The sequence below is a fragment of the Bacillus sp. 2D03 genome, from assembly GCF_003946765.1.
Classification (GTDB): Bacteria; Bacillota; Bacilli; order Bacillales; family Bacillaceae_G; genus Bacillus_A; species Bacillus_A cereus.
On sequence record NZ_RPSJ01000006.1, the window covers coordinates 1 to 21398 of the forward strand.

Consider the following 21398-nt stretch of genomic DNA (forward strand, 5'->3'; position numbering starts at 1 on the left):
ATATTCATTACTACAATCACAAAAGAATTAAAACAAAACTAAAAGGATTGTCCCCTGTGCAATACAGAGTTCAATCCTTAGTAGCTGCTTAATATATTTGTCTAATTTTTTGGGTTCAGTTCAAATTCAAGCGGTCTTTTCATTAGTTTGCTTTATAAAATTGTTGGATGGCTTCGTCGATGTAAACCCAGCCTTTCCAACCTAAGTGCATATGATCTTTTAAGAAGTATTTATCGTATTCATGATTTGAGAAGTCGGCAATTGGATAACCAGCTTTTTCAATTTGCTCATGAACTTTCTTATAGTATGCTTCGCGGCGTTCTTTTGGGAAGCCAGCGTAGTCGTACCAAGGACCTTTGACAGGAACAGAAATGAAGAGTGGTTTTGCACCAGATTGTTTTAATAAATCAAGTACAATTTGTAAATCTTCATATTCTGGCGATTGGTCATAAGCATCATTTTTTAAGTAACCTTCACGTTGCTTTAATTTTTTCTTAATTTTGCTATTGAAGTAACCATCTTCGATACCATATTCATTAGATCCAGATTCTGCTGCACCTGTTTGATCCGCATGTTTACGAGCCTCTTCCCAGTTCATTTGTTTTAATGAAGGGTCAAGCTTCTCTTTGTGCGGTTTAATATTAAACATAGCTGTAAATAAATCTTTACGATCTAAAATGTTACGGTAAATATAAGCGAAAGGTTTAGCAGCAAGTGCTTTTACTTTATACTTCGTATCATCATAAGCGATACCTTCAAGCGAGATTTTTAATAAAGTTTCTTTTTTTACAATCTCAAAGTTTAATAAACGCTTTGCAATTTGTTTTTTCATTTCAGGTTTTAAATCATTGTTGAAAATGAAGTGGTAACCTTGTTGTTTTGAAAAGTTAGGTGCAAAGTGCGTCTCGTCAATACCTTGTGGTACAAACCATTGCGGAGAAAGAACGAATACCATTTTCTTATCTTTCAATTGATCCATTGTAGATGCGAAGTTTAACACATGTACAAGGTCTTGTGTTCCGCCGCGTCCAAGAAGGAATGGCGTAAATCCTTCAGGCTTTACTTTAAAATAATTAGATGGATGGAAAGCATCCATACGTGCGAATTCCGATGAACCGTACATCGGAAGATATTTTGGATCTGCTAACATCTTTTGCTGTAAAATCATACTTTGAATTTTTTCTTCTTTTAAAGAAGTAGCAGCTTGTTCTACTTTTTCATCACTTAAAAGTGGAAGTAGGAAGCGCGTTGGAATAAGTAAGAATACAGCAAAAAGGGCCAATGCTAAAAGCATCGGACCAAATTTTGCTTTGTTCATCGGATTTCTTCCAACTTTTTAATAACCATGTTTGGTGTAGCCCACTCGTCACGGTCAAAATCAGAAATAGAAACTTCAATATCTAAACGCTCTTGGAATTCAACTAATAAAGATACTACAGCGAAAGAATCAAGGATACCTTCCTCAAATAATTGAACATCTAAGTTTTCTTTCACAATATCGTTTTCACATACTTCTTCTAAAATATCTAATACTTGCTCTTTGAATTCTGCCATTTTTAAAATCTCCTTTATATCCGAAATTATTATATGTGCAACTTCTTAATGGAATAAGAAGGGTGCATTAAAAGTATCTGTTAAGGTGTCCAGAGAAGATTAGGAAACCGAAACATACAACGTGGAACGTAATTACAATCGCAAGGACGTGTGTAAATTTATTGTTTGGCCAAAACTTATGCTTTTTGTTTTTTCGTTCGAAAATATCGAATAAAATGAACAGTGCGGCATGATAGAGACCATAAATAACATATTGTGCAACAGCGCTTCCTTGGATGTGCCAAATTCCCATAATGAAGAAGTTTAAAAATGCACCGATATACGAAATTGTGTAACGGTTCTTAATTAACTTTTTCTTCGTTGCAAAAAAGACGAAACGCATGTAAATAAAATCACGGAACCAGAATGATAAACTCATGTGCCAGCGGTTCCAGAAGTCTTTAATATTACGACTAAGGAATGGCTTATTAAAGTTTTCTGGCGTTTTAATTCCCATCATGTAACTGATACCAATTACGAACGCACTATAACCTGCAAAGTCAAAGAATAATTGCATGCTAGTAGCGTACATAAAAATCACATTAGATAAAAGTGTATCTTGATTGGCGAATACGGCCTTTACAAGATATGTTGTTATCAAGTGTGCAATTATAAATTTGTACAGAAAACCTTGGAAAATACGGTTAAGTCCTGTATATAGTAACTTTTGATATTCTTCACCGCTAGGTGGCTTTTGAATATCTTTTTGGAATCTACGGTAACGATCAATAGGTCCACTTGAAATCGCAGGGAAGAATAAAACAAACTCCCAGAAATTAAAGAAGGAAAGTTCTTTAATTAAATTATCACGAACTTCAAAGACCATTTGTACAGCTCTAAATGTTACGTAAGACATACCTGCGAAAACAATAAAATGTAATTCAGGTACAAACGGTGCAATTTTTGCCAAAATAAGAGGCAAAATCGATAAAATAACAGCTATGCAAAACATGAATGTACTATTATTTTGTTTTCTTAAAATTAAATAGCCTTTAATAAGGGCATATTGCCAAATAATAAATGCGGCTAACATAATCGCTTGCTTCGGTTTATCTGAGAAGATAATAGCAATCATGACTAATGTTAATACTGCATTATATTTACGCAACATTTTACCTTTTAATCCAGCTATGATAGTAGGTATTAATAAAATGCCCACTATAGCGAAAAAATAAAATGATCCATATGCGGTCATGCTGTAACCTCACTCAATAATTTTTTGCGATCTACCTTTCCATTTGGTGTCATTGGAATAGAAGATTGATACATGAATTTACGTGGAATCATGTAGTTTGGTAATCGCTCATTGAGTTCTTTTTTGATTGCAGATGTTAATTTGAATTCTTTTTCAAATGAATGTTCTCCAGGAACAACAACCGCTAATAAATAATCGTATTTTTCACCTTTTTTAATTGGAACGATAACTGCACCTTCTACGTAAGAACACGCACGAAGGTGATGCTCAATTTCTTCTAATTCCATTCGATAACCATGCAGCTTAATTTGGAAATCAAGACGACCATTATAGAATAGAAGACCATTTTCAACATAGCCAGCATCGCCTGTTTTATAGGCGCGCTCACCGTCAATCATAGTAAATGCTTTTTCTGTTAATTCAGGGCTTCCTAAATATCCAACGCTTACGCTTGGACCGACAATTACGATTTCGCCTTTTTCACCATCAGGTGCAATCGTACCATCTTCTTTCATAATAAGAAGGCGACAGTCTGATTTACAATAGCCAACTGGAAGTGATTTGTATTGATCAAGCACTTCTTCTGTAACGTGAATACCTGTTACAGCGACAGTAGCTTCTGTTGGACCGTAAGTATTCATAATTGTTGCTTTCGGGAAACGCTCAATTAATTTTCTAGCCACTTCATTTGGTAACACTTCACCGCAGAATAAGAATGTTTTCATGTTCGGTAGCATACTCTCAGAGAAAGATGCTTCCATTAAACACATTTCAGCGAAAGAAGGTGTGGAAGTCCATACTTGAATATCCGATTGCTTTAAAGAAGCAAACAAGTCTTTTGGACGCGCAATCATATCTTTATCGATTGCCCAAAGTGTACCACCTGTTACTAATGATGGGTAAATATCCATTACAGATAAATCGAATGAGAAAGGTGCTTGATTTAAGAATACTTGCCCTGTTTGTAAGTTGAAATCTTCTACAGCCCATTTTGTAAAGCTAACAAGGCAGTTATAAGTAATCTGAACCCCTTTCGGATTACCTGTGCTTCCTGATGTGTAAATAATGTAGAAGTTCTCATCACCTTTTACCGCATGTTCAGGATTTGGAGTGTTCCCTTTATGAGTAAAGAAAATATCTTTTAAGTTGTCTTCACTTACGATGCGAACTGGTAAATCAGTTACAGTTACTGCTGTTGCCGATAAAAGTAATTTCGCACCAGAATTTTCAGCAATACGTTGTACACGATCAGCTGGGATAGATAAATCTACAGGAATGTAAGCATGTCCAGCTTTTACACATCCTAAAAAGTTAATAATCATTTCAGGTTGCATATGGCCATACACCATAATTGGTGAACGATCGTCTGGATACTCAGAAGAAATCCAATGTGCTAACGCATCAGAATCTTCCTTTAATTGTTTGTACGTAATTTTCGCATCTCGCCAAACAAAAGCGGTTTGATCAGGCGTTTCTGCAGCCCACTTTTCAATTTGTTCTAATAACTTCATAACGTTCCCACCCTAGAATTCATTGTAAATAAATGTACTTGTGTTTGTATCATGGAATCCATACAACCAAAGTAATGCAAATAAAATTGCAAGATAATAAACCGTCTTTGCAACCCATTGTGTGAGTGGTCGAGACCATATCTCTTTTAATCTTTCCATGTCTTTCCCTCTCTTAATGAAATAATAGCTCTTTGTAGGTATCATGTCCTACATTATTGTGAAAAAAACAAAATCCCACATTTTAGGTAAAAATAAGTCAAAAGGCTCTTTTTTGATATTAGCACTAAATACTAAAAAAGAAAATCCCTAACTTAGCAATTATATTACATTCAGCATGAATTTGTAATGGGTTTGACATGTAAATAGAAAGTGGATTGTGTGAATACATAAAAGTGGACTATAAGAATACGTAAAAATACAGTATTTGTTTTTATTAATCATTCAAGACGGAGTAAACTTTTAAATTTCTAGTTCTTTTGAAAAGGAGGAAATTATCATGAATAGAGTGTGGAAGAATCTAATTTCGGAAGAAAATATCGTGAAATGGAGAAGGCACTTCCATAAGTATCCGGAATTATCATTTCATGAAAAAGAAACTTCGCAATTTATATATGATACATTATGCTCATTTTCTTCTTTTGAAGTAACGAGACCGACGAAGTATAGTGTACTAGCAATTAAAAGAGGTGTGAAGCAAGGGAAAGTAATTGCGATTCGAGCTGATATAGATGCTTTGCCAATTCAAGAGGAGACAAGTAAATCTTATACATCTGTGAATAAAGGAATGATGCATGCATGTGGGCACGATGCTCACACAGCTATTTTATTAAGCACAGCAGAGGTGCTATCAAATATAAAGGAAGATTTTGCAGGTGAGATTCGTCTATTCTTTCAGCACGCAGAAGAGGTGTATCCTGGCGGGGGACAAGAAATGGTTGAGGCAGGTGTAATGGACGGTGTTGATTATGTAATAGGTTTACATGTTATGTCTGGATTAGAAAGCGGAAAGATAGGAATTGTGTATGGGCCGATGATGGCGGCACCAGACGTATTTACAGTTGAAATTCAAGGCAAAGGAGGACATGCGGCGCGGCCAGAAGAAACGATAGACCCTATTGCTATCGGAGCACAGATTATTACAAATTTACAACATATCGTATCAAGAAATACGAGTGCTTTTATGCAAAGGGTTATTTCAGTTACACAATTTCATGGGGGAACGGCTGACAATATTATTCCTAGTACAGCAACTTTAATGGGAACCGTTCGTTCATTTAATCAAGCATTGAGGGTGGAAGCAGAAGGGAAAATCGAGAAAATTGTGAAAGGAATTACAGAAGCACATGGAGGATCGTATACATATACGTATCGATATGGATATGATCCGGTTATTAATGATGAATATATTACGAAAATAGTAGAAGAAAGTGCACTACATTTGTTTGGGAATGAGCGTGTTGTGAAGCTTGAACCTTCTATGGGTGGGGAAGATTTTTCAGCATATTTAAGAAAAGCACCCGGTTGTTTCATTAAATTAGGAACAGGTAATGAAAATATATATACTTGTTATCCACATCATCATCCGAAATTTGACGTGGATGAATCAGCATTAATTTGTGGAGTGGAGTTATTTTTAGAGACGACTATAAGATTACTAAAATCATAGAAAAACAAAAAAAGGCAACTGCACTCTATTGCAGTTGCTTTTATTTCTTTCCGTCAGAGAGGGCTGAGAAAGAACTATGCTCATTCATAGTATATGAATAGCTAACGGACAAGCTTGTACATTTTAATCATTTTTTAAAAAATAGTTGTTGACATTGATAATCAATGTCAATTAATCTAAATGTAGTTGAAATTGATAATTATTATCAATAGGATGGATGCGACATATTAATGAGAAAAAATTTTCACCTTCTGCGGAGGGGATTAAAAGATAAAAATAAAGATAAAGATGTTGATCAGCATATGGAATGGCAAAGAAATGTAATTCGGTCTGAATATGTAGATGAGAAGAAGAGCATTCAAACAGAAAAAGAGATACAAAGTAAAGGGAGAGGTTCAGTTGAGTAAGTTAGTAATGATTTTTGCAAGTATGAGTGGAAATACCGAGGAAATGGCTGACCACATTGCCGGCGTAATTCGTGAAACAGAAAATGAAATTGAAGTTATTGATATTATGGATTCACCAGAAGCTTCTATATTAGAACAGTATGATGGAATTATTTTAGGTGCATACACTTGGGGAGATGGTGATCTTCCTGATGATTTCTTAGATTTTTATGATGCAATGGATTCTATTGATTTAACTGGGAAAAAAGCGGCAGTATTCGGATCATGTGATTCGGCTTATCCGAAATACGGAGTGGCAGTTGACATTTTAATAGAAAAGCTACAAGAGCGCGGGGCAGCAATTGTGTTAGAAGGACTAAAAGTAGAATTAACGCCAGAAGATGAAGATGTAGAAAAATGTATACAGTTTGGAGCTGAATTTGTAAAATACCTTTCTTAATGGCAGAAGGGAGATGAAGAGCAAGTGCATGAGAAAATCTCAATCAAAACGATGACAGATTATCATTTGTATGATTTTATGCGTTGTCCGCATAAATTTTATTTTCGTCATATAAAAAGAAGAGAACCTTCTTCATTTGAATGGCAACAAATAGCACAAATGATTGTCAATCAAATTATTAACGAGTATTACATGCTACCTGCGGGTCAACAAACGAAAATTGTACTTTTAATATTAATAGAAAAGTATTGGAAAAAAGTAAGGATTAATATGTTTGCTTCGAAGACGGAGTACTATATTGTATTAGCGAAGCTAACAGATCACTTATTACAGTTTGTTGAAAAGGATGATAGTCAGACACCACCATTGTTTTTATACGAGAAGTTTCAAACATATATGGAAGAGTTAGGTGTCCACATGTCATTGACATTTGAAGTTGGTGAGTGGAGTGCTGAGTCGTTTGTAATTAAAAAGTATGTTGTCGATGCAGATGAGGAAATGCTTGCTCTTTGTCAGAAGCTAATGACAGTATTCGGTTATAAAGCTTTCGGCGTTCTTCCAGGAAAGATTGAAGTTATTAATTTAATAGAAGGAACTAAGTATGAGTACATTCCGAAACAGGAAGATATTATAACTGGAATGGCTGATTTATCTAGAATGAAAGAAATGTTGCAACAACCTGAGCATTATACAGAGCGTCATTTTCGTTCTGAGTGTATAAGTTGTGCATTTCGTAGTGAATGCCAAGGGGAAGAAGTAAAGAAAGAAGCGGAGCAGAAGAAAAATATCGTACATTAAAGGATGCAACTTTGCATCCTTTTTTGTTGTTGACATGAAAAGCTTTTCATCATTTACCGTATATTTGTAGCAGATTTTAATAAAGGGAGGAATAATCAATGAAAGATGAAACGAAAGTATTTCAATGGTTAAAAGAACAGAATGCTCCTTTTGAAATTCAACTGCAAATTTTACAGGCATTTCAATTGTATAAAGTCATTGTTGAAATGGATAAAAAGTTAATGTTGTATGAGGAGAGAGTATATAGGGAGAGAATGTAATCTCATCCCTGTAATCTCATCCCTGTAATATCGTTTTTAGCTGTTCTGTGCCTGTAATGAATTCGAGTTTATTCTCTGACTCAAAGTTATAAATAATATTATGTAGTAAAGGACTGTATTGATAAAAGATAGTAATGCGATGAATGAGTAATGGATCATGATGAGAAATAAGTGTACTGTACTGTTCATATACAGATGTAGTAAACTCATGTCCGAAATCATAATATAGTCCTGCAAAATCAAAAGCAGGATCGCCAATTTGCGCATCACCAAAATCGATAACACCTGAAATGCTTTTGTTATGCTTGTTAAATAAAATGTGATGATGAGTAAAATCAGCGTGAATGATTGTATTTTGAAAAGTGGATGTAGCTAAACATGCAAAGAAATTTTCAAATAAGCGATTTAAGGCTAGTTTCTGTAATGAAGTAAGGCTAGTAGTGAGATATTGGTTTAATTTTGTTTGTAGCTCTTTCCAGTAGGTACATGTTTTTTCAATAGGGAAACATAGCGTTGTAACTTGGTGTAAAGGAATGCTATGTAGTACCGCAAGGAAAGTAGCTAATTGTGTAATAATTGCTTTCAGCTCTGGATCCTCCAGCGTGGCAACTGTGTCTGTTTTTAATGGTTCACCATGAATGAGAGTATAGTAACTACAAAGAGGAACCTCATCAGATTCATTTTTATAAATTAGGTGATATTGTGGAACTTCGATTTCTTGTAGTGATTGAGTGAGAATTGCGCATAGTTCTTTTTCTAACGGAATTCGCATCGCATATTCCTGTTTTCGTGGGAAACGAAACAATAGCTCATCATTTACTATAATTGCTACATTATCCCATCCTTCTTCATTTTGTTTATATGAATGTATAGAAAGATTAGGCAAAGCTTCTTTTATATAATGTTTGTAAGAGTCCATAATTGTTCCTCGTTTCTAAGTTAAGTTATTCCACTTTATGATATCAGAATTTTCTTTCTATATGTTAAAATATAGCTATCATTATGAAGAAGGACGGGAGTATTACGAAAAAAAGACTGTTAATCAGTTCTCTATGTATCGCTTTTGTATTGTTTTGGTCATATAAAGAGGAGGTTTTTGCTACCTTTAAACCGATTGATCAGTACGAGTTAAATAAGGAGTTAAAGAACAAAAGTATAGAAAATTTAACTCATAATGAAATGAGAAAGGTAGGAGAGCATTTTGTGACCGAGCAACTATCAGTGTTTGGGTCTACTAATAAAGAAGATGTGAAACGAAAAGGTGAAGAACTATTTTTAAATAGAGGGTATGAACAATTAATGGGAAATTATTATCCAAATCGTTTTCGAGATTTAGAGTATAAATTTACAAACGAGGAGGTACGTGAAGAGACCGATGAGAGTTTTCTTTATCAAGCTGTAGCGTACGTTGCGGGTACTGAAAATGGTAAGAGAAGTGAAATGAAATTGAATTATGAAGTGAAAATTGTAAAGGTTAATAATATATTTATGGTGCTAGAACAAAAGCAGAGCGTACAATAAAGGAAATTCATTGCTCAATAGAACATTTGGGGGGTGTATTACTTAATGCGGAATAAAAAGGCCCTCAAGGAATAAAGGGCCTTTAAAGATTTTCATTTTGTTGACCAAGTTCTTTTTGAGCAATATATAAATTTCCTTGCTCGACTTGTTTAAGGGTATGAACAGAATCTCCTGCATATCCTTTTTGTGTTTTAACAGTTCTTTTTGAACGATTGGAATCTTGTTTCTTCATATAATAGGCCACCTTTCATCAAAAATAAACGAAAATGATAAGTATGAGTAATACAGCAGCGAAAATGGTAATGCCCATTAAAAACGAAGTGTTTTTATATTTAGGTGGCTTATGTACATCTTGCCGATATCCAGGTGAAATTTCAGGGGCAAATTCTTCATCGAATGATTGCTTTTTTTCTTTGTCGTCCATATGTACCCACCTTTCTTTTTCATTATATTATACGTTACAAGAAAAAATATGATAAAGAAAACAGCCGCTTTATTATTAGCGGCTGTTTTGTGTTGTATATTTTCGTTGTACTTGAAAGAGACGGATAAGTAGGAAGGCAGCGCCAAATGCTAGACCGATAATAAGACCGATCCAATAGCCTTTTGCGGCCCATTCTGTATACGTTGCTAATATATAACCTAGTGGTAGACCTATTATCCAATAAGCAATTAAAGTCATAATTAGAGCGACATTTACATCTTTATAACCACGCAGAGCTCCTTGTACAGGAGTTGCAATTGCATCTGAAATTTGAAATAAAATCGCAAAGATAAGAAATTCTTTTGCTAAATGATGAACTTTTGCATCTGTCGTATAAATAGAAGCAATTTGATCATCAAAGAAGTAGAGAAGAATCGAATATAATAAAGCAAAGGCAAGGGCTAATCCAATTCCAATCAGTCCGTATTGTTTTGCATTATCGAAACGTTTTGCACCAACTTCGAATCCGACCGCAATAGTCATTGCCATTGCTAAACTTAGCGGAGTCATATATAACAAGGAAGCAAAGTTCATAGCTGCTTGGTGAGCTGCAATAGTTGTCGTACTAAAATTACTCATCATAAGCGTTACCGCAGCGAAAATACTCGTTTCAAAAAAGATAGCAAATCCGATAGGGACGCCAAGCTTTAAGAATGCTGTCCAACTCGAAAGAGAAGGGCGGTATAATTGTTTGAAAATGTTGAAAGAGGCAAAAGGCTCTTTCGTCTGAATAATAATGACTGTAATAATTAAAATGCACCAATATGTTGCAGTGGAAGCAATTGCCGCTCCGACACCACCAAGCTTTGGGAAACCGAAGTTACCAAAGATTAATAAGTAATTTAATATTACGTTAATTGGTAATGATAGTAATGTAATAATCATCGTTGTTCGAGTTTTTCCTAATGCATCAATAAATCCACGTAAAACCGTGTAAGTGAATAAAGGTATAATTCCTATTGCGATAATACTTAAAAATTGAGCTGCAATACGTTCCACAGGTTCTTCTAAGCGCATGCCGTTTAAAATAGGTGAAACGACGAAGAAACCGATGAGGATAACAACGAAGCTAGCACAAATTGCTAAATAAACTGCTTGTATGACAACGTGAGGAACGTCCTCTTTTTTCTTGGACCCAACGAGCTGGGCAACAATGGGAGTCGTGGCCATTAAAATCCCTGTTAACCCAGTACTAACTGGAATCCATATACTTGTTCCAATTGCGACACCTGCTAAATCAGTTGGGCTTGCATGTCCTGACATTGTTGTATCGAAAAAGCTCATCGCAAATAATGACATTTGCGTTACGAAAATCGGAAAAAATAGTAATACAAATTGCTTTAACTTTTGTGAGAATGAAGTAGTTTCTTTCATAAAATCCCCTTTCCGTATAAAAAAACAAACTCTTACTATCATACAATTTAATCAAAGATTAGAAAAGAAATACGCGCCTACAACATATGAAACCAATAAAAAAAAGGATGCACTTTGAAAAGGGATAAGGTATTATGATAAGGTGTGAAAAAATTACATATTATTTGTTATTAAGGAGGCACTACTTGTGGCTGATTGGTTAATTGGTTTAATCATGGGTGCTGTTGAAGGGTTAACAGAGTTTCTACCAGTATCATCAACAGGACATATGATTTTAACAGGACATTTAATTGGATTTGACGATGAGAGAGCGAAAGTTTTTGAAGTTGTTATCCAATTGGGATCGATTTTAGCAGTTGTTGTTATATTTTGGAAGCGTCTATGGTCGTTAGTTGGAATAGGTAAAGTAACAGACGGACCATCGTTAAATTTATTACATATTATTATCGGGATGATTCCTGCCGGGGTACTTGGCGTATTATTCCATAGCACTATTAAAGAGGTTTTATTTGGTCCAGGACCAGTTGTTATTAGCTTAGTAGCCGGTGGTATTTTAATGATTGTTGCTGAGAAGTTTTCAAAACCAAGTACAGCAAGAACGTTAGATGAAATCACATATAAACAGGCATTTACAATTGGAATGTTCCAATGTTTAGCTCTTTGGCCAGGATTTTCTCGTTCTGGTTCTACAATAAGTGGTGGTTTATTAGCTCGCGTGTCGCATACAGCGGCAGCTGAATATACGTTCATTTTAGCGGTACCGATGATGGTAGCTGCAAGTGGCTTAGATTTAATTAAAAGCTGGGATGTATTAAGCTCAGCAGATATAACGCTATTTGTAACAGGATTTGTAACTGCATTCGTTGTTGCGATGCTTGCAATTGTTTCATTCTTGAAATTATTATCTCGTGTAAAACTAACACCGTTCGCTTATTATCGTTTCATTTTAGCTGCGGTATTCTATTTCTTCATTATGTAAAATAAAAACCTGCCGAGCTCGGCAGGTTTTTATTTTACTAATTTTTCTATCATGTTTTCCATTACATGTTCCCAAAGAGAAGTATCATCAGCTAATGTAGCACGGAAATTAGCATACATTTCTTTTTGTTTTTCTTCGAATGTTGGATCTTCTTTTTCAGGTAATGTAGCGCGCATTGAAGTTACTAATTCTTGTACTTTTGGAGCGCGTGGTCCAAAGACGGCTTGTTCATTTCCATCTTTATCAATGAAAATAAAGATTGGAATCGCACGTGCTGTTCCATTTGTTAAATATTGATCCATTAATTCTAAGTTTTCATCGCGAATTAATAAACGCATATCAATATTTGCAACTTCAGAAATTCGTTTCATAACAGGTACGCATAAAAGAGCATCGCCACACCAATCAGCAGTTAATACGATAACACGCCAGCCATCATTTTGACGTTCTTCTAATACAGGAAGTAATTCATTTGGAATTAAAAAATTATTGTAAATGTGTAGTAGCTCGTATTGGTTTACTTGCATTTCATTCACATATGTATCAAAGGACATACCTTTATCAGCCCATTGTTGTAAGTTCATAATTAACACCTCTTTAGTAAGATTTGCTTTCATTGTACCAACTTTTATATAGAAAAGCTTGTATTCTTACTCTTTCTTGTCACTTAATAATTTATTTAATAGAAAAAAGAATAGTACGACACATAATTCAGTTAAGTTGGACATTTGTACGCTTTCTATCCAATCATCAGCAGTATGAATGACGAACCAATCTAGTGTAATTTCAATGAATGAGAAAAGAGTGAGAGAAATCCAATTTGGCATGTTTTGAGTTAATGGATATAGCAGCGCTTTGAAGAAACTGAAAATAAATAATGTAATACCATCTAAGAAAGTGATTAATAGAAAAAAGAGAAGTAAAGCAGTACGTGAACTATACGCTATACCTGTAATTTGAAAGATTCCTACATATACAAAAAATATAAATGTAAAAACTATAATGAGAAAAAGAGCAATAATACTAATGATAATTGTTTTATCTTTTAGGCTGAGATTTGAGAACCTATCCTCCTCATGCATTAAAATACCCCTTTTTCTGGAAGTTGACTTCATTTTATCATGAAATACATATTAAAAAACTACGAATTATGGGAAAATAAGGTGACAAAAAGTAAGATTTCATGTAAAATTATTAATAAGGTTTTTATTTAACTAAATGAAATAAAAGGAGCTGTCAATGTTGTCTCAAAATCGAGAGCAATTAATGGAAGAACTATCGACAAATGTGTTTGCTATGTTTCGCACGTTGCGTAATGATATCGGAAAAATATTCGGTGGTTACATACCGTGGAATGAATTCATCGTCCTAAGAATATTAAATCGTACGAATAAAGAAATGGTATCGCGTGTAGCAAATGAATTAAATGTGTCGAATAGTCATATTACAGCTGTTACAGAAAAATTAATTAATAAAGGTTTTGTAACTCGTTCACGTTCTACATCAGATCGCCGAGTTGTGTATTTAGAGATTACAGAACAAGGGAAAGATTTAGTTGCGAAAATGGAAGATGCGAAAAAACAATATTTACAAGAAAGATTCTCTGCACTTTCAGAAGATGAAATGAATGTAATGATTTCAATTTCCAAAAAACTTATTTAAGTGATTATAAACAAGAAAACGCTTACGTGATAAAATAGAAGGTCTTCCTTATAGATGGGAGATCTTCTTTCGTGTGTAATAGATGTTAATAAATAAAATGTGTATGAAAAAAGATAGAGCGCCATACTACTAATACAAGGAAGGAGGGAGAAATATGACGAATCGTAACGGTAGTAAAGGGAGCGGTAATCAAGGATCACCAAAGTCCGGCCAATTTAATCAGGAATTTAGCACTGAATTTGAAACTGGTAATGATAATAAAGGAAAAGAATATCGTTCTAAAAAAGGGAGTAAATCAAAAAAGGAGTGAAATAATTCACTCCTTTTTTGATTTACGATGCTGCCGATTGATCCGTATTATATTTTTCTTCTGATTTTGCGACAATCATTGCGCAAATTGCATCCCCAGAAATGTTTACAGCTGTTCTAGACATATCTAGAATACGGTCAATACCGATAATTAAAGCGATACCTTCTACTGGTAGATTTACTTGATTTAAAACCATTGTAAGCATTACAAGTCCAACACCAGGTACACCAGCAGTACCGATACTAGCTAGTACAGCAGTTAATACGACCATAGCTAATTGCGGTAATGTAAGTTCAACTCCGTATACTTGAGCGATAAATACAGTGGCTACTCCTTGCATAATGGCAGTACCATCCATATTAATAGTTGCCCCTAGTGGTTGTACAAATGAGCTTATCGCTTTTGGAACGCCAAGCTTATCTTGTGCTGTTTTCATTGCAAATGGAAGCGATGCATTAGAGCTAGATGTACTAAATCCAATTGCCATTACTGGTCCGAAATGTTTAAAGAAACGAACAATACTTTCTTTTGCTAATACCTTTAATAAGCCGCCATATACAAAGACCCCGTGAATAATGAGTACTAACATAACGACAATCATATACTTGAACATCGCAGCGACGCCTGCAAGACCCATTTTACCAACGGATGAAGCGAGCAAACCGAATGTTCCAATTGGGGCTAATTTCATAACGAGATTAACAAGATACATCATTAATTCGTTGCCCTGTTCAAGTAATGAATGGATACCTTGAACTCGTTTTCCTAAAATAGCTATACCGAGTCCAATCAATACGGCAAAGGCAATGATTTGTAACATGTTTCCGTCAGCCATGGCTTTTGCTGGGTTATCTGGTACGATATTTAACAATGTGTCGACGAAAGATGTTTCAGTTTTTGCACCTTCATACTTAAGACCTTCTGTTTTAAAATTACCGCCAGCTCCTGGTTTTATAATAAGTGCAAATGTAACCGCTATAGAGATGGCAACCGCAGTTGTTACGAGAAAGAATGAAATTGATTTTAAACCGATTCTTCCAAGTTGTTTCGGATCTCCAAGACCGGCAGCACCAAGTACGATAGAAATGAACACAACAGGAACAACTAGCATTTTAATAAGTCGAATAAATAATTGACCAATTGGGTTGAACACATATTGATTTAGTGGCTCAAAGATAGATGGAGCAGCTAAATTTAGAGTGAGTCCAACAACTAGACCTAGGAATAATGCGATTAAGATTGCTTTTGTTTGTTTCAATAAAATCCCCCCTTTTGTTTTTGCAAAATTTCTTTCTAAAGTAATTATACCGAAAAAATACCTAATTTGACAATATTTTCTGAATTTTTCGTTTTAATTTAAGTGTAGATAGACTGATTTTGTGTTTGGAAAATAAAATAGACCATCACATAGGATGGTCTAGGGAAGGGGACAATTTATGTCAATTTAATTAGGGATGGAAGTTGCTTTAAGACACTGGGGAATGTCTTATAAATTAGGGAGGAACAACTTCGATACATATACTATAAAAGGTAGGTGTGACTCTCATGTGAACATAGGGTGAAAGAGAGAGGGAGTTTTAAATAAAAGGTAGAAAGACAAAAAAATAAGACCATCATTTATAAGATGGTCAAGGAAGGGGACAATTTATGTCAATTTAATTAGGGATGGAAGCTGTTCAAAGACACTGGGGAATGTCTTATAAATTAGGGAGGAACAACTTCGATACATATACTATAAAAGGTAGATGTGACCTCTGTGTGAACATAGAGTGAAAGAGAGAGGGAGTTTTAAATAAAATGAAAATTTAATGAGTGTTTTTTGTTCATCCCCTGTTGATTATTAGCTTTAACCAATCGGGCGTTTATTGCCCACAAATAGTGGAATAAAAGATAGAGCAAACAAAAAATAAGACCATCATTTATAAGATGGTCAAGGGAAGGGGACAATTTATGTCAATTTAATTAGGGATGGAAGCTATTCAAAGACACTGGGGAATGTCTTATAAATTAGGGAGGAACAGCTTCGATACATATACTATAAAAGGTGGATGTGACCTCTATGTGAACATAGAGTGAAAGATATGGGGATTTGAAAAATAGTACATATGAAATTGTTATTGCTAGCAATATTGAGTTAGGATATAGAGTTTTCCAGCATAAAAACGAAAAGGAATCTGAATATAAATAAAAGTTGTAATCTATGAAAAAAAAGATTATGCTCAACTATATTATGAGAATATAAGGTTTGTCCCAATTATTTAAGGGCTTTTAAAAAGCTTTTTATTTATGAGGGGAAAGTTTCACTTTAATAAGGGAGTTAGTGATATGAACGTAACAAAAAAACAAGGGCTGTATAATCGTCTTATACGATTAAACCCACCACAAATATTAGCATTAGGCTTTTTCTGCTTAATTGTGGTTGGCGGTTTGTTATTAAAATTACCATTCGCAACGAAAGCACATATTAGTTGGGTAGATGCTTTCTTTACAGCAACTTCAGCAGCGACCGTAACTGGTTTGGGAGTAGTGGATACAGCAAGTACATTTACGATGTTTGGCGAAATTGTTATTATGTTTTTAATTCAAACAGGTGGTCTAGGTCTTATGACAATTGCCATTTTAATTGTTTGGGTACTAGGTAAAAAAATCGGATTACGCCATCGTTTATTAATTGGAGAAGCATTTAATCAAACCAATATAGGTGGTCTTGTAAAATTAGTAAAGCGTGTCTTTATATTTTCGATTTGTATTGAACTTATTGGGGTCATTTTTTTATCGTTTCGCTTTATTCCAGAGTTTGGTTTTGGAAAAGGTTTATACTATAGTATTTTTCATGTAATTGCATCTTATAATAATGCAGGATTTGCTTTATGGCCAGATAATTTAACAAGATATGTAGGGGATCCCATTATTAATATTGGGATTTGCTCTTTAATTGTAATCGGAGGACTCGGTTTTACCGTATTAATTGATATATGGTATAGTCGCAGTTTTCGAAAATTATCACTTCACTCAAAAATAATGATTATTGGAACAGTAGTGCTAAATGTTATAGCAATGATTGTAATTTTTGTATTGGAATATAATAATGTGAAGACGTTAGGGAATTTATCTTTAAATGAAAAACTATGGGCTTCCTTCTTTCAAGGTATTACTCCGCGGACAGCTGGATTTAATACGGTTGACTATGGAGGTATGGAAGAATCATCTATATTATTTACGATGATTTTAATGTTTATTGGTGCAGGAAGTGTATCGACAGGTGGAGGAATTAAATTAACGACGTTTGTTATCTTAATTACATCTGTCCTTTCTTTCTTTAGAAAAAAGGAGGAAATTGTTTTATTTCAGCGTACAATTAAAATGTCGACAGTAACGAGGGCATTAGCAATTGCTGTTGCCAGTCAAATACTTATTTTAGCAGCGGTATTCATATTAATGCTTACAGAAAACTTCAGCTTTATTCAATTATTATTTGAGACAATATCAGCGTTTGGCACAGTCGGATTAACGATGGGAATTACTGCACAGCTATCGGCATTCGGAAAATGTATTATTATGTTTGTTATGTTCTGCGGATTAATTGGACCATTAACACTTGTGTTCTCTTTAGCGCGACCAGCAAAACAAAAAATAAAATATCCATCGGAAGATGTGTTTACAGGATAAGGTATCCCGCGTTAAGCGAGATACCTTTTTCTTTTTTAGAACAGGGAGAACAATAGACCAATAAGTGCTACTCGGAATAAAATTGCGATAAGTGCAGCAATTCCACCGACAACTGCAGCGATACCGCCAGTTACAGTAGCTCCGCGATTATAAGCGTAAATACCGAGTAAAACAGAAACAAGACCAAATAGTGTTGGAAATGTAAATAGCGATAAGATAGATAGCGCAAGAGCGATAAAACCAGCAGTTGATCCAGCAGCGGACGATTTTACAACATCTTTATCGTCTTTATCATCGTAATTATAATCAATGCGTTGTGGTGCAACCTCAGCGGCGTACTCTTCTTTATAGTCACTATAATCACTATCTATTCTATCTCTTCTTTTATAATCATCAAATTTCTCAGTCAAAGTCATGACTCCTTTCATAACAAGGTTCAATAGTAGTATGTATCTCTTTTTCTTTTTTATCCCGCTATTTGTGGGAGTCGAGCTACGTACACATCCCACTGATTAAAGTTTCACTATACCGGAGCATGTACAGGGAGTAGTATCTTTTAAAAGAAGGAAAATGTTTTTTTGAAATAGGAAAAGTTAGTATGACTTCCTCTATTTTGGAAAATATAAAAAGGAATAATGAGGAAAGGGTGCAATACATAATGGAACATCCAATTGAAAATTTAATGAAAACGGCAATGACAAATTTAAAAGAGATGGTAGATGTAAATACAATTGTTGGGAGCCCGGTTTCAACAGCTGACGGAAATGTAGTATTAACAGTATCTCAAGTGGCTTTTGGTTTTGGAGCTGGTGGAAGTGATTTTAAAGGGGATTTCATTGCTGAAAAACATAACGGTGGGCAAAATCAGCATAAAGAGAACAAACAAGGGCATCCATTTGGAGGAGGAAGCGGGGCTGGGGTTTCCATTAGTCCAGTAGCTTTTTTAGTAGTTGGTTCTAATGGGGTGCAAGTATTACATCTCAACAGCAGTACACATTTAATTGAAAAGGCTTTAAATACTGTACCAAGCACTGTAGATAAATTTGTGAATGGTCGTCAAAAGTGAACTTGCATTTTTTAGGAATTATGATATATTAGAAAAAGTGCGCTTTAGGATGATCGGAATAATTGAAATGTAAATATATATGATGTGTGGAATAAGGGAGAGGAATTTATGATTAATATCAAAAACTTAGTAGTTGGCTTATTTATGTTAGTAAGCGGCTTTGTTGTATATGTAATAAAAGAAAAAGCTCCATTCTAAAACAGACAAACCGTTAATGTCTGTTTTTAATTTACCGAAAAAAATTGACAAGTTATTGTATTGGTGTTATAATTTTAATTCGTGTCTCGGTTACAGCTAGTGTAAAGTAAATATCTCTTATGAATGCAATACGAAAAGTTTGCGAAAGATCGGGTAATTTTATCAACAACTTTTGTGAACAAACCCTATAAATTGTATTTGTAAGCTATATATGTATACTAGTGAATCAAGGAGCGGTCAGTGGAACCGTAATGATGAGAGAGAGGTAGGGCTTTCATCCAGTATATGTTACTTTCCCGTTAGGTGAATATAAAAAAGAGGACTCCTTTTAAAAGGAGTCCTCTTTCATTTTTTAAGTGCGACTTTCAACTTGTTGACAAATTTCATCCGTTGTTAAACCGTGAGCTGTAATGACTGATCCTTTAATTGATGTATCTGCAATGCCCATCACATTAGAATCTTGCCCAGTTACAACGCAACAATCACACCCTTGTGCATCCTGTTCTGAGTTAAGTGTAACAACTTCATGACCTTGTTGTTGAAGAGCTTGTTGAACGTCTGTTAATGAGTTTTCAACGCCAATTCTAGCCATAATTCTCACCTCCTACCATCTAATTGCTAGTATGCTCAAGTTCACTGCATATATTTATGAAAAGACGGTAGGAAGTAAATCTTTGTTTAGTCGTTATATACGCCAGTAAGCATTTGACTAACGAATTGATCGTTTAATGTATCTTGTGCTGAAGAAGTATTTGAATGGATGTCGATTGAAGCAATAAAATGATTATGTTCTTTCGTATTTGGTTCTACCTCTACGTAATTATCGAATTTACAAAAACCTTTCGTATCCATTAGATCAAATAATTGCAGCATTTCTACTACCTCTTGTCTCGTTCCTTTAATTTGTACACACGCCATATTTATTTCCTCCTTTATTTTGACAAATTGTTTTTTAAAAATAGGATTATGATTACGAAATGAAAAATATGAATGTTATTTTTAGACAGCGCTATTTTTGTTATTTCCCCCCTTTTTCAGCAAAAGTCGTTATATATTCCCAGATTTATAAAATCGGACGTCCGTTTATTGAATACAATAGATTCGTATCAATTGATGAAAATCCTTCTTTTAAACAAATATTTTTTTAGTGGAAATTAGCGAAAAAAATTTTTGGTTTTTTTGTAAACGTTAACAATGTTGTTAAATCAGTATAAGCAAAGAAGTACGTACGATTAAAAATTATAAATTTTCTAAAAATTCACTTGATTTATTTAGAAAGGAGAGTAAACTAGGAAACAATAAAAAATTCATAGAACATAGGAGGCGCTTCTAGTGAATGAGCAATGGATTTTCTTAAATGGAGAATTTGTTCCAAAAGATGAGGCAAAAGTTTCAGTATATGATCATGGCTATTTATATGGCGATGGAGTGTTTGAAGGAATTAGAGTTTATAGCGGTAATGTTTTCCGTTTGAGAGAGCATCTTGTCCGGCTGTATGAATCAGCAAAATCAATCCTTTTAGAAATTCCATATTCATTAGATGAAGTAACAAATATTGTTGTTGAGACGATTCGACAAAATAAATTATCTAATGGATACATTCGCCTTGTTGTATCAAGAGGAGCAGGAAATCTTGGATTGGATCCCGATTCATGTAAGAAGCCGAATGTAGTAGTAATTGCAGAACAATTATCTTTATTCCCGCAAGAATATTATGAGAAAGGGATTCCAGTTGTAACAGTTGCAACGCGCCGAAATCGTCCCGATGTTTTATCCCCTCAAGTAAAATCTTTAAATTACTTAAACAATATTTTAGTTCGTATTGAAGCGAAATTAGCTGGAGTACAAGAAGCACTTATGTTAAATGATCAAGGATATGTAGCTGAAGGATCAGGAGATAACGTGTTTATTGTTAAAGGAAATAAATTAATTACACCACCAAGTTCTGCTGGAGCGTTAGAAGGTATTACACGAAACGCTATTTTAGAAATCGGCGAAAAACTTGGGTATGACGTAAGAGAAGAGTTATTTACAAGACATGATGTATATGTAGCTGATGAAGTGTTTTTAACAGGAACAGCTGCTGAAGTGATTGCTGTTACGACAGTAGATGGTAGAACGATTGGCTTAGGGCAAACAGGTCCACATACGAACCGTTTATTAGAAGAGTTTCGTAAGTTAGTTGTAGAAGATGGAGAGAAAATTTACGAAGAAAATAAAGTTGGATAACAACTTTTTTAACATAAGAAAGCGTTGATAGGGAGGA

29 protein-coding genes and 1 other annotated feature (1 of these 30 running past the window's edge) are annotated in these 21398 nt (G+C 34.5%); of the genes, 14 read left to right on the forward strand and 15 right to left on the reverse strand.

Annotation, left to right across the window (positions count from 1 at the left end):
• A partial coding sequence (locus tag EBQ15_RS14670; RefSeq protein WP_164514457.1) for an IS3 family transposase occupies positions 1 to 92 on the forward strand: 92 nt, incomplete at its 5' end.
• A 50-nt stretch (positions 93 to 142) separates the two neighbouring features.
• Here EBQ15_RS14670 and dltD read toward each other — a convergent pair.
• The 5 genes from dltD to EBQ15_RS14695 all read right to left on the reverse strand — a co-directional run bounded on the left by dltD (position 143) and on the right by EBQ15_RS14695 (position 4458).
• Positions 143 to 1318: a D-alanyl-lipoteichoic acid biosynthesis protein DltD gene (dltD, locus tag EBQ15_RS14675; RefSeq protein WP_001030268.1), complete on the reverse strand. Its 1176-nt coding sequence runs from the start codon at positions 1316 to 1318 to the stop codon at positions 143 to 145.
• Entirely contained in the window at positions 1315 to 1554 is a 240-nt protein-coding gene (gene dltC, locus EBQ15_RS14680) for a D-alanine--poly(phosphoribitol) ligase subunit DltC (RefSeq protein ID WP_000807310.1), read from the reverse strand. The genes dltD and dltC overlap by 4 nt, the downstream gene beginning before the upstream one ends.
• Positions 1555 to 1621: 67 nt before the next feature.
• Positions 1622 to 2788: a D-alanyl-lipoteichoic acid biosynthesis protein DltB gene (gene dltB, locus EBQ15_RS14685; RefSeq protein WP_000127925.1), complete on the reverse strand. Its 1167-nt coding sequence runs from the start codon at positions 2786 to 2788 to the stop codon at positions 1622 to 1624.
• A complete protein-coding gene (gene dltA / locus EBQ15_RS14690) occupies positions 2785 to 4299 on the reverse strand; it encodes a D-alanine--poly(phosphoribitol) ligase subunit DltA (protein ID WP_000770508.1) in 1515 nt (504 codons plus the stop codon). Before dltA ends, dltB begins: the two co-directional genes overlap by 4 nt.
• Before the next feature lie 12 nt (positions 4300 to 4311).
• Positions 4312 to 4458, reverse strand: coding sequence for a teichoic acid D-Ala incorporation-associated protein DltX (locus tag EBQ15_RS14695; protein WP_000440293.1), 147 nt, complete (start codon positions 4456 to 4458; stop codon positions 4312 to 4314).
• Between the two features lie 337 nt (positions 4459 to 4795).
• Here EBQ15_RS14695 and amaA point away from each other — a divergent pair, with 337 nt between their 5' ends.
• The 5 genes from amaA to EBQ15_RS31155 all read left to right on the forward strand — a co-directional run bounded on the left by amaA (position 4796) and on the right by EBQ15_RS31155 (position 7869).
• On the forward strand, positions 4796 to 5965 hold the full coding sequence (amaA, locus tag EBQ15_RS14700) for an N-acyl-aliphatic-L-amino acid amidohydrolase (RefSeq protein ID WP_001082787.1): 1170 nt from the start codon (positions 4796 to 4798) through the stop codon (positions 5963 to 5965).
• A gap of 224 nt (positions 5966 to 6189) precedes the next feature.
• Positions 6190 to 6372 carry a hypothetical protein gene (locus EBQ15_RS14705; RefSeq protein ID WP_000929021.1) on the forward strand — a complete coding sequence of 61 codons (183 nt, stop codon included), beginning with the start codon at positions 6190 to 6192 and terminating at the stop codon, positions 6370 to 6372.
• The gene (locus EBQ15_RS14710) at positions 6365 to 6811 is read left to right on the forward strand and encodes a flavodoxin (protein ID WP_000041152.1); all 447 of its coding nucleotides are present in this window, start codon (positions 6365 to 6367) and stop codon (positions 6809 to 6811) included. The genes EBQ15_RS14705 and EBQ15_RS14710 overlap by 8 nt, the downstream gene beginning before the upstream one ends.
• 24 nt (positions 6812 to 6835) lie before the next feature.
• Positions 6836 to 7609: a hypothetical protein gene (locus EBQ15_RS14715; protein WP_000544567.1), complete on the forward strand. Its 774-nt coding sequence runs from the start codon at positions 6836 to 6838 to the stop codon at positions 7607 to 7609.
• Between the two features lie 98 nt (positions 7610 to 7707).
• Positions 7708 to 7869 (forward strand): hypothetical protein, encoded by a 162-nt coding sequence (locus EBQ15_RS31155; RefSeq protein ID WP_000651084.1) that lies wholly within the window; start codon positions 7708 to 7710, stop codon positions 7867 to 7869.
• Between the two features lie 16 nt (positions 7870 to 7885).
• Here EBQ15_RS31155 and EBQ15_RS14720 read toward each other — a convergent pair whose 3' ends face one another.
• Positions 7886 to 8788: an aminoglycoside phosphotransferase family protein gene (locus EBQ15_RS14720; RefSeq protein WP_000378975.1), complete on the reverse strand. Its 903-nt coding sequence runs from the start codon at positions 8786 to 8788 to the stop codon at positions 7886 to 7888.
• 83 nt (positions 8789 to 8871) lie between these two features.
• Here EBQ15_RS14720 and EBQ15_RS14725 point away from each other — a divergent pair, with 83 nt between their 5' ends.
• The gene (locus tag EBQ15_RS14725; protein ID WP_000710751.1) at positions 8872 to 9390 is read left to right on the forward strand and encodes a hypothetical protein; all 519 of its coding nucleotides are present in this window, start codon (positions 8872 to 8874) and stop codon (positions 9388 to 9390) included.
• A gap of 82 nt (positions 9391 to 9472) precedes the next feature.
• Here EBQ15_RS14725 and EBQ15_RS31160 read toward each other — a convergent pair whose 3' ends face one another.
• The 3 genes from EBQ15_RS31160 to EBQ15_RS14735 all read right to left on the reverse strand — a co-directional run bounded on the left by EBQ15_RS31160 (position 9473) and on the right by EBQ15_RS14735 (position 11248).
• Positions 9473 to 9622 (reverse strand): hypothetical protein, encoded by a 150-nt coding sequence (locus tag EBQ15_RS31160; RefSeq protein WP_000743742.1) that lies wholly within the window; start codon positions 9620 to 9622, stop codon positions 9473 to 9475.
• An 18-nt stretch (positions 9623 to 9640) separates the two neighbouring features.
• Positions 9641 to 9814, reverse strand: a complete 174-nt coding sequence (locus tag EBQ15_RS14730) for a hypothetical protein (RefSeq protein WP_000341062.1) — start codon at positions 9812 to 9814, stop codon at positions 9641 to 9643.
• A gap of 75 nt (positions 9815 to 9889) precedes the next feature.
• Positions 9890 to 11248 carry an MATE family efflux transporter gene (locus tag EBQ15_RS14735; protein ID WP_000665550.1) on the reverse strand — a complete coding sequence of 453 codons (1359 nt, stop codon included), beginning with the start codon at positions 11246 to 11248 and terminating at the stop codon, positions 9890 to 9892.
• Between the two features lie 187 nt (positions 11249 to 11435).
• Between EBQ15_RS14735 and uppP the strand changes: the two genes are divergently transcribed.
• Positions 11436 to 12227, forward strand: a complete 792-nt coding sequence (uppP, locus tag EBQ15_RS14740) for a bacitracin resistance undecaprenyl-diphosphatase (RefSeq protein WP_000796256.1) — start codon at positions 11436 to 11438, stop codon at positions 12225 to 12227.
• A 29-nt stretch (positions 12228 to 12256) separates the two neighbouring features.
• On the opposite strand, the gene EBQ15_RS14745 is transcribed toward uppP, so the two are convergent.
• Together EBQ15_RS14745 and EBQ15_RS14750 are read right to left on the reverse strand one after the other, a co-directional pair.
• Positions 12257 to 12844, reverse strand: coding sequence for a thioredoxin family protein (locus EBQ15_RS14745; RefSeq protein ID WP_001999429.1), 588 nt, complete (start codon positions 12842 to 12844; stop codon positions 12257 to 12259).
• A gap of 33 nt (positions 12845 to 12877) precedes the next feature.
• A complete protein-coding gene (locus EBQ15_RS14750; RefSeq protein ID WP_000544068.1) occupies positions 12878 to 13309 on the reverse strand; it encodes a regulatory YrvL family protein in 432 nt (143 codons plus the stop codon).
• A gap of 160 nt (positions 13310 to 13469) precedes the next feature.
• On the opposite strand from EBQ15_RS14750, the gene EBQ15_RS14755 reads away from it, so the two are divergent.
• Complete coding sequence (locus tag EBQ15_RS14755) at positions 13470 to 13889, forward strand: MarR family winged helix-turn-helix transcriptional regulator (protein WP_000081432.1); 420 nt, start codon at positions 13470 to 13472, stop codon at positions 13887 to 13889.
• Between the two features lie 154 nt (positions 13890 to 14043).
• Positions 14044 to 14199 carry a hypothetical protein gene (locus EBQ15_RS14760; RefSeq protein WP_000184928.1) on the forward strand — a complete coding sequence of 52 codons (156 nt, stop codon included), beginning with the start codon at positions 14044 to 14046 and terminating at the stop codon, positions 14197 to 14199.
• A gap of 22 nt (positions 14200 to 14221) precedes the next feature.
• On the opposite strand, the gene EBQ15_RS14765 is transcribed toward EBQ15_RS14760, so the two are convergent.
• Complete coding sequence (locus tag EBQ15_RS14765) at positions 14222 to 15457, reverse strand: dicarboxylate/amino acid:cation symporter (RefSeq protein WP_000814809.1); 1236 nt, start codon at positions 15455 to 15457, stop codon at positions 14222 to 14224.
• A 1067-nt stretch (positions 15458 to 16524) separates the two neighbouring features.
• Between EBQ15_RS14765 and EBQ15_RS14770 the strand changes: the two genes are divergently transcribed.
• Positions 16525 to 17868 (forward strand): TrkH family potassium uptake protein, encoded by a 1344-nt coding sequence (locus EBQ15_RS14770; RefSeq protein WP_001103324.1) that lies wholly within the window; start codon positions 16525 to 16527, stop codon positions 17866 to 17868.
• Positions 17869 to 17903: 35 nt separating this feature from the next.
• On the opposite strand, the gene EBQ15_RS14775 is transcribed toward EBQ15_RS14770, so the two are convergent.
• Entirely contained in the window at positions 17904 to 18278 is a 375-nt protein-coding gene (locus tag EBQ15_RS14775) for a hypothetical protein (protein ID WP_000136550.1), read from the reverse strand.
• A 188-nt stretch (positions 18279 to 18466) separates the two neighbouring features.
• Here EBQ15_RS14775 and ytfJ point away from each other — a divergent pair, with 188 nt between their 5' ends.
• Both ytfJ and EBQ15_RS14785 read left to right on the forward strand, forming a co-directional pair.
• Positions 18467 to 18934 (forward strand): GerW family sporulation protein, encoded by a 468-nt coding sequence (gene ytfJ / locus EBQ15_RS14780; protein WP_001999427.1) that lies wholly within the window; start codon positions 18467 to 18469, stop codon positions 18932 to 18934.
• A gap of 108 nt (positions 18935 to 19042) precedes the next feature.
• Positions 19043 to 19132: a hypothetical protein gene (locus EBQ15_RS14785; RefSeq protein ID WP_000608227.1), complete on the forward strand. Its 90-nt coding sequence runs from the start codon at positions 19043 to 19045 to the stop codon at positions 19130 to 19132.
• Between the two features lie 352 nt (positions 19133 to 19484).
• Here the strand turns inward: EBQ15_RS14785 and EBQ15_RS14790 are convergent, their stop codons facing one another.
• Positions 19485 to 19724 (reverse strand): YkuS family protein, encoded by a 240-nt coding sequence (locus tag EBQ15_RS14790; protein WP_000101022.1) that lies wholly within the window; start codon positions 19722 to 19724, stop codon positions 19485 to 19487.
• 86 nt (positions 19725 to 19810) lie between these two features.
• Positions 19811 to 20050 (reverse strand): DUF3911 family protein, encoded by a 240-nt coding sequence (locus EBQ15_RS14795; protein WP_000752512.1) that lies wholly within the window; start codon positions 20048 to 20050, stop codon positions 19811 to 19813.
• Positions 20051 to 20464: 414 nt separating this feature from the next.
• Here EBQ15_RS14795 and ilvE point away from each other — a divergent pair, with 414 nt between their 5' ends.
• Positions 20465 to 21361: a branched-chain-amino-acid transaminase gene (gene ilvE / locus EBQ15_RS14800; RefSeq protein WP_001005486.1), complete on the forward strand. Its 897-nt coding sequence runs from the start codon at positions 20465 to 20467 to the stop codon at positions 21359 to 21361.
• A 15-nt stretch (positions 21362 to 21376) separates the two neighbouring features.
• Positions 21377 to 21398 (forward strand) — a binding site (T-box leader); it runs 206 nt beyond the window's last position.

Excerpts from the sequence above, each read along its gene's own strand:
- dltD (WP_001030268.1), bottom strand. The coding sequence starts at position 1,318 with ATGAACAAAGCAAAATTTGGTCCGATGCTTTTAGCATTGGCCCTTTTT.
- dltC (WP_000807310.1), bottom strand. The coding sequence starts at position 1,554 with ATGGCAGAATTCAAAGAGCAAGTATTAGATATTTTAGAAGAAGTATGT.
- dltB (WP_000127925.1), bottom strand. The coding sequence starts at position 2,788 with ATGACCGCATATGGATCATTTTATTTTTTCGCTATAGTGGGCATTTTA.
- dltA (WP_000770508.1), bottom strand. The coding sequence starts at position 4,299 with ATGAAGTTATTAGAACAAATTGAAAAGTGGGCTGCAGAAACGCCTGAT.
- EBQ15_RS14695 (WP_000440293.1), bottom strand. The coding sequence starts at position 4,458 with ATGGAAAGATTAAAAGAGATATGGTCTCGACCACTCACACAATGGGTT.
- amaA (WP_001082787.1), top strand. The coding sequence starts at position 4,796 with ATGAATAGAGTGTGGAAGAATCTAATTTCGGAAGAAAATATCGTGAAA.
- EBQ15_RS31155 (WP_000651084.1), top strand. The coding sequence starts at position 7,708 with ATGAAAGATGAAACGAAAGTATTTCAATGGTTAAAAGAACAGAATGCT.
- EBQ15_RS14720 (WP_000378975.1), bottom strand. The coding sequence starts at position 8,788 with ATGGACTCTTACAAACATTATATAAAAGAAGCTTTGCCTAATCTTTCT.
- EBQ15_RS14725 (WP_000710751.1), top strand. The coding sequence starts at position 8,872 with ATGAAGAAGGACGGGAGTATTACGAAAAAAAGACTGTTAATCAGTTCT.
- EBQ15_RS31160 (WP_000743742.1), bottom strand. The coding sequence starts at position 9,622 with ATGAAGAAACAAGATTCCAATCGTTCAAAAAGAACTGTTAAAACACAA.
- EBQ15_RS14730 (WP_000341062.1), bottom strand. The coding sequence starts at position 9,814 with ATGGACGACAAAGAAAAAAAGCAATCATTCGATGAAGAATTTGCCCCT.
- EBQ15_RS14735 (WP_000665550.1), bottom strand. The coding sequence starts at position 11,248 with ATGAAAGAAACTACTTCATTCTCACAAAAGTTAAAGCAATTTGTATTA.
- EBQ15_RS14745 (WP_001999429.1), bottom strand. The coding sequence starts at position 12,844 with ATGAAAGCAAATCTTACTAAAGAGGTGTTAATTATGAACTTACAACAA.
- EBQ15_RS14750 (WP_000544068.1), bottom strand. The coding sequence starts at position 13,309 with ATGCATGAGGAGGATAGGTTCTCAAATCTCAGCCTAAAAGATAAAACA.
- EBQ15_RS14760 (WP_000184928.1), top strand. The coding sequence starts at position 14,044 with ATGACGAATCGTAACGGTAGTAAAGGGAGCGGTAATCAAGGATCACCA.
- EBQ15_RS14770 (WP_001103324.1), top strand. The coding sequence starts at position 16,525 with ATGAACGTAACAAAAAAACAAGGGCTGTATAATCGTCTTATACGATTA.
- ytfJ (WP_001999427.1), top strand. The coding sequence starts at position 18,467 with ATGACTTCCTCTATTTTGGAAAATATAAAAAGGAATAATGAGGAAAGG.
- EBQ15_RS14785 (WP_000608227.1), top strand. The coding sequence starts at position 19,043 with ATGATTAATATCAAAAACTTAGTAGTTGGCTTATTTATGTTAGTAAGC.
- EBQ15_RS14790 (WP_000101022.1), bottom strand. The coding sequence starts at position 19,724 with ATGGCTAGAATTGGCGTTGAAAACTCATTAACAGACGTTCAACAAGCT.
- EBQ15_RS14795 (WP_000752512.1), bottom strand. The coding sequence starts at position 20,050 with ATGGCGTGTGTACAAATTAAAGGAACGAGACAAGAGGTAGTAGAAATG.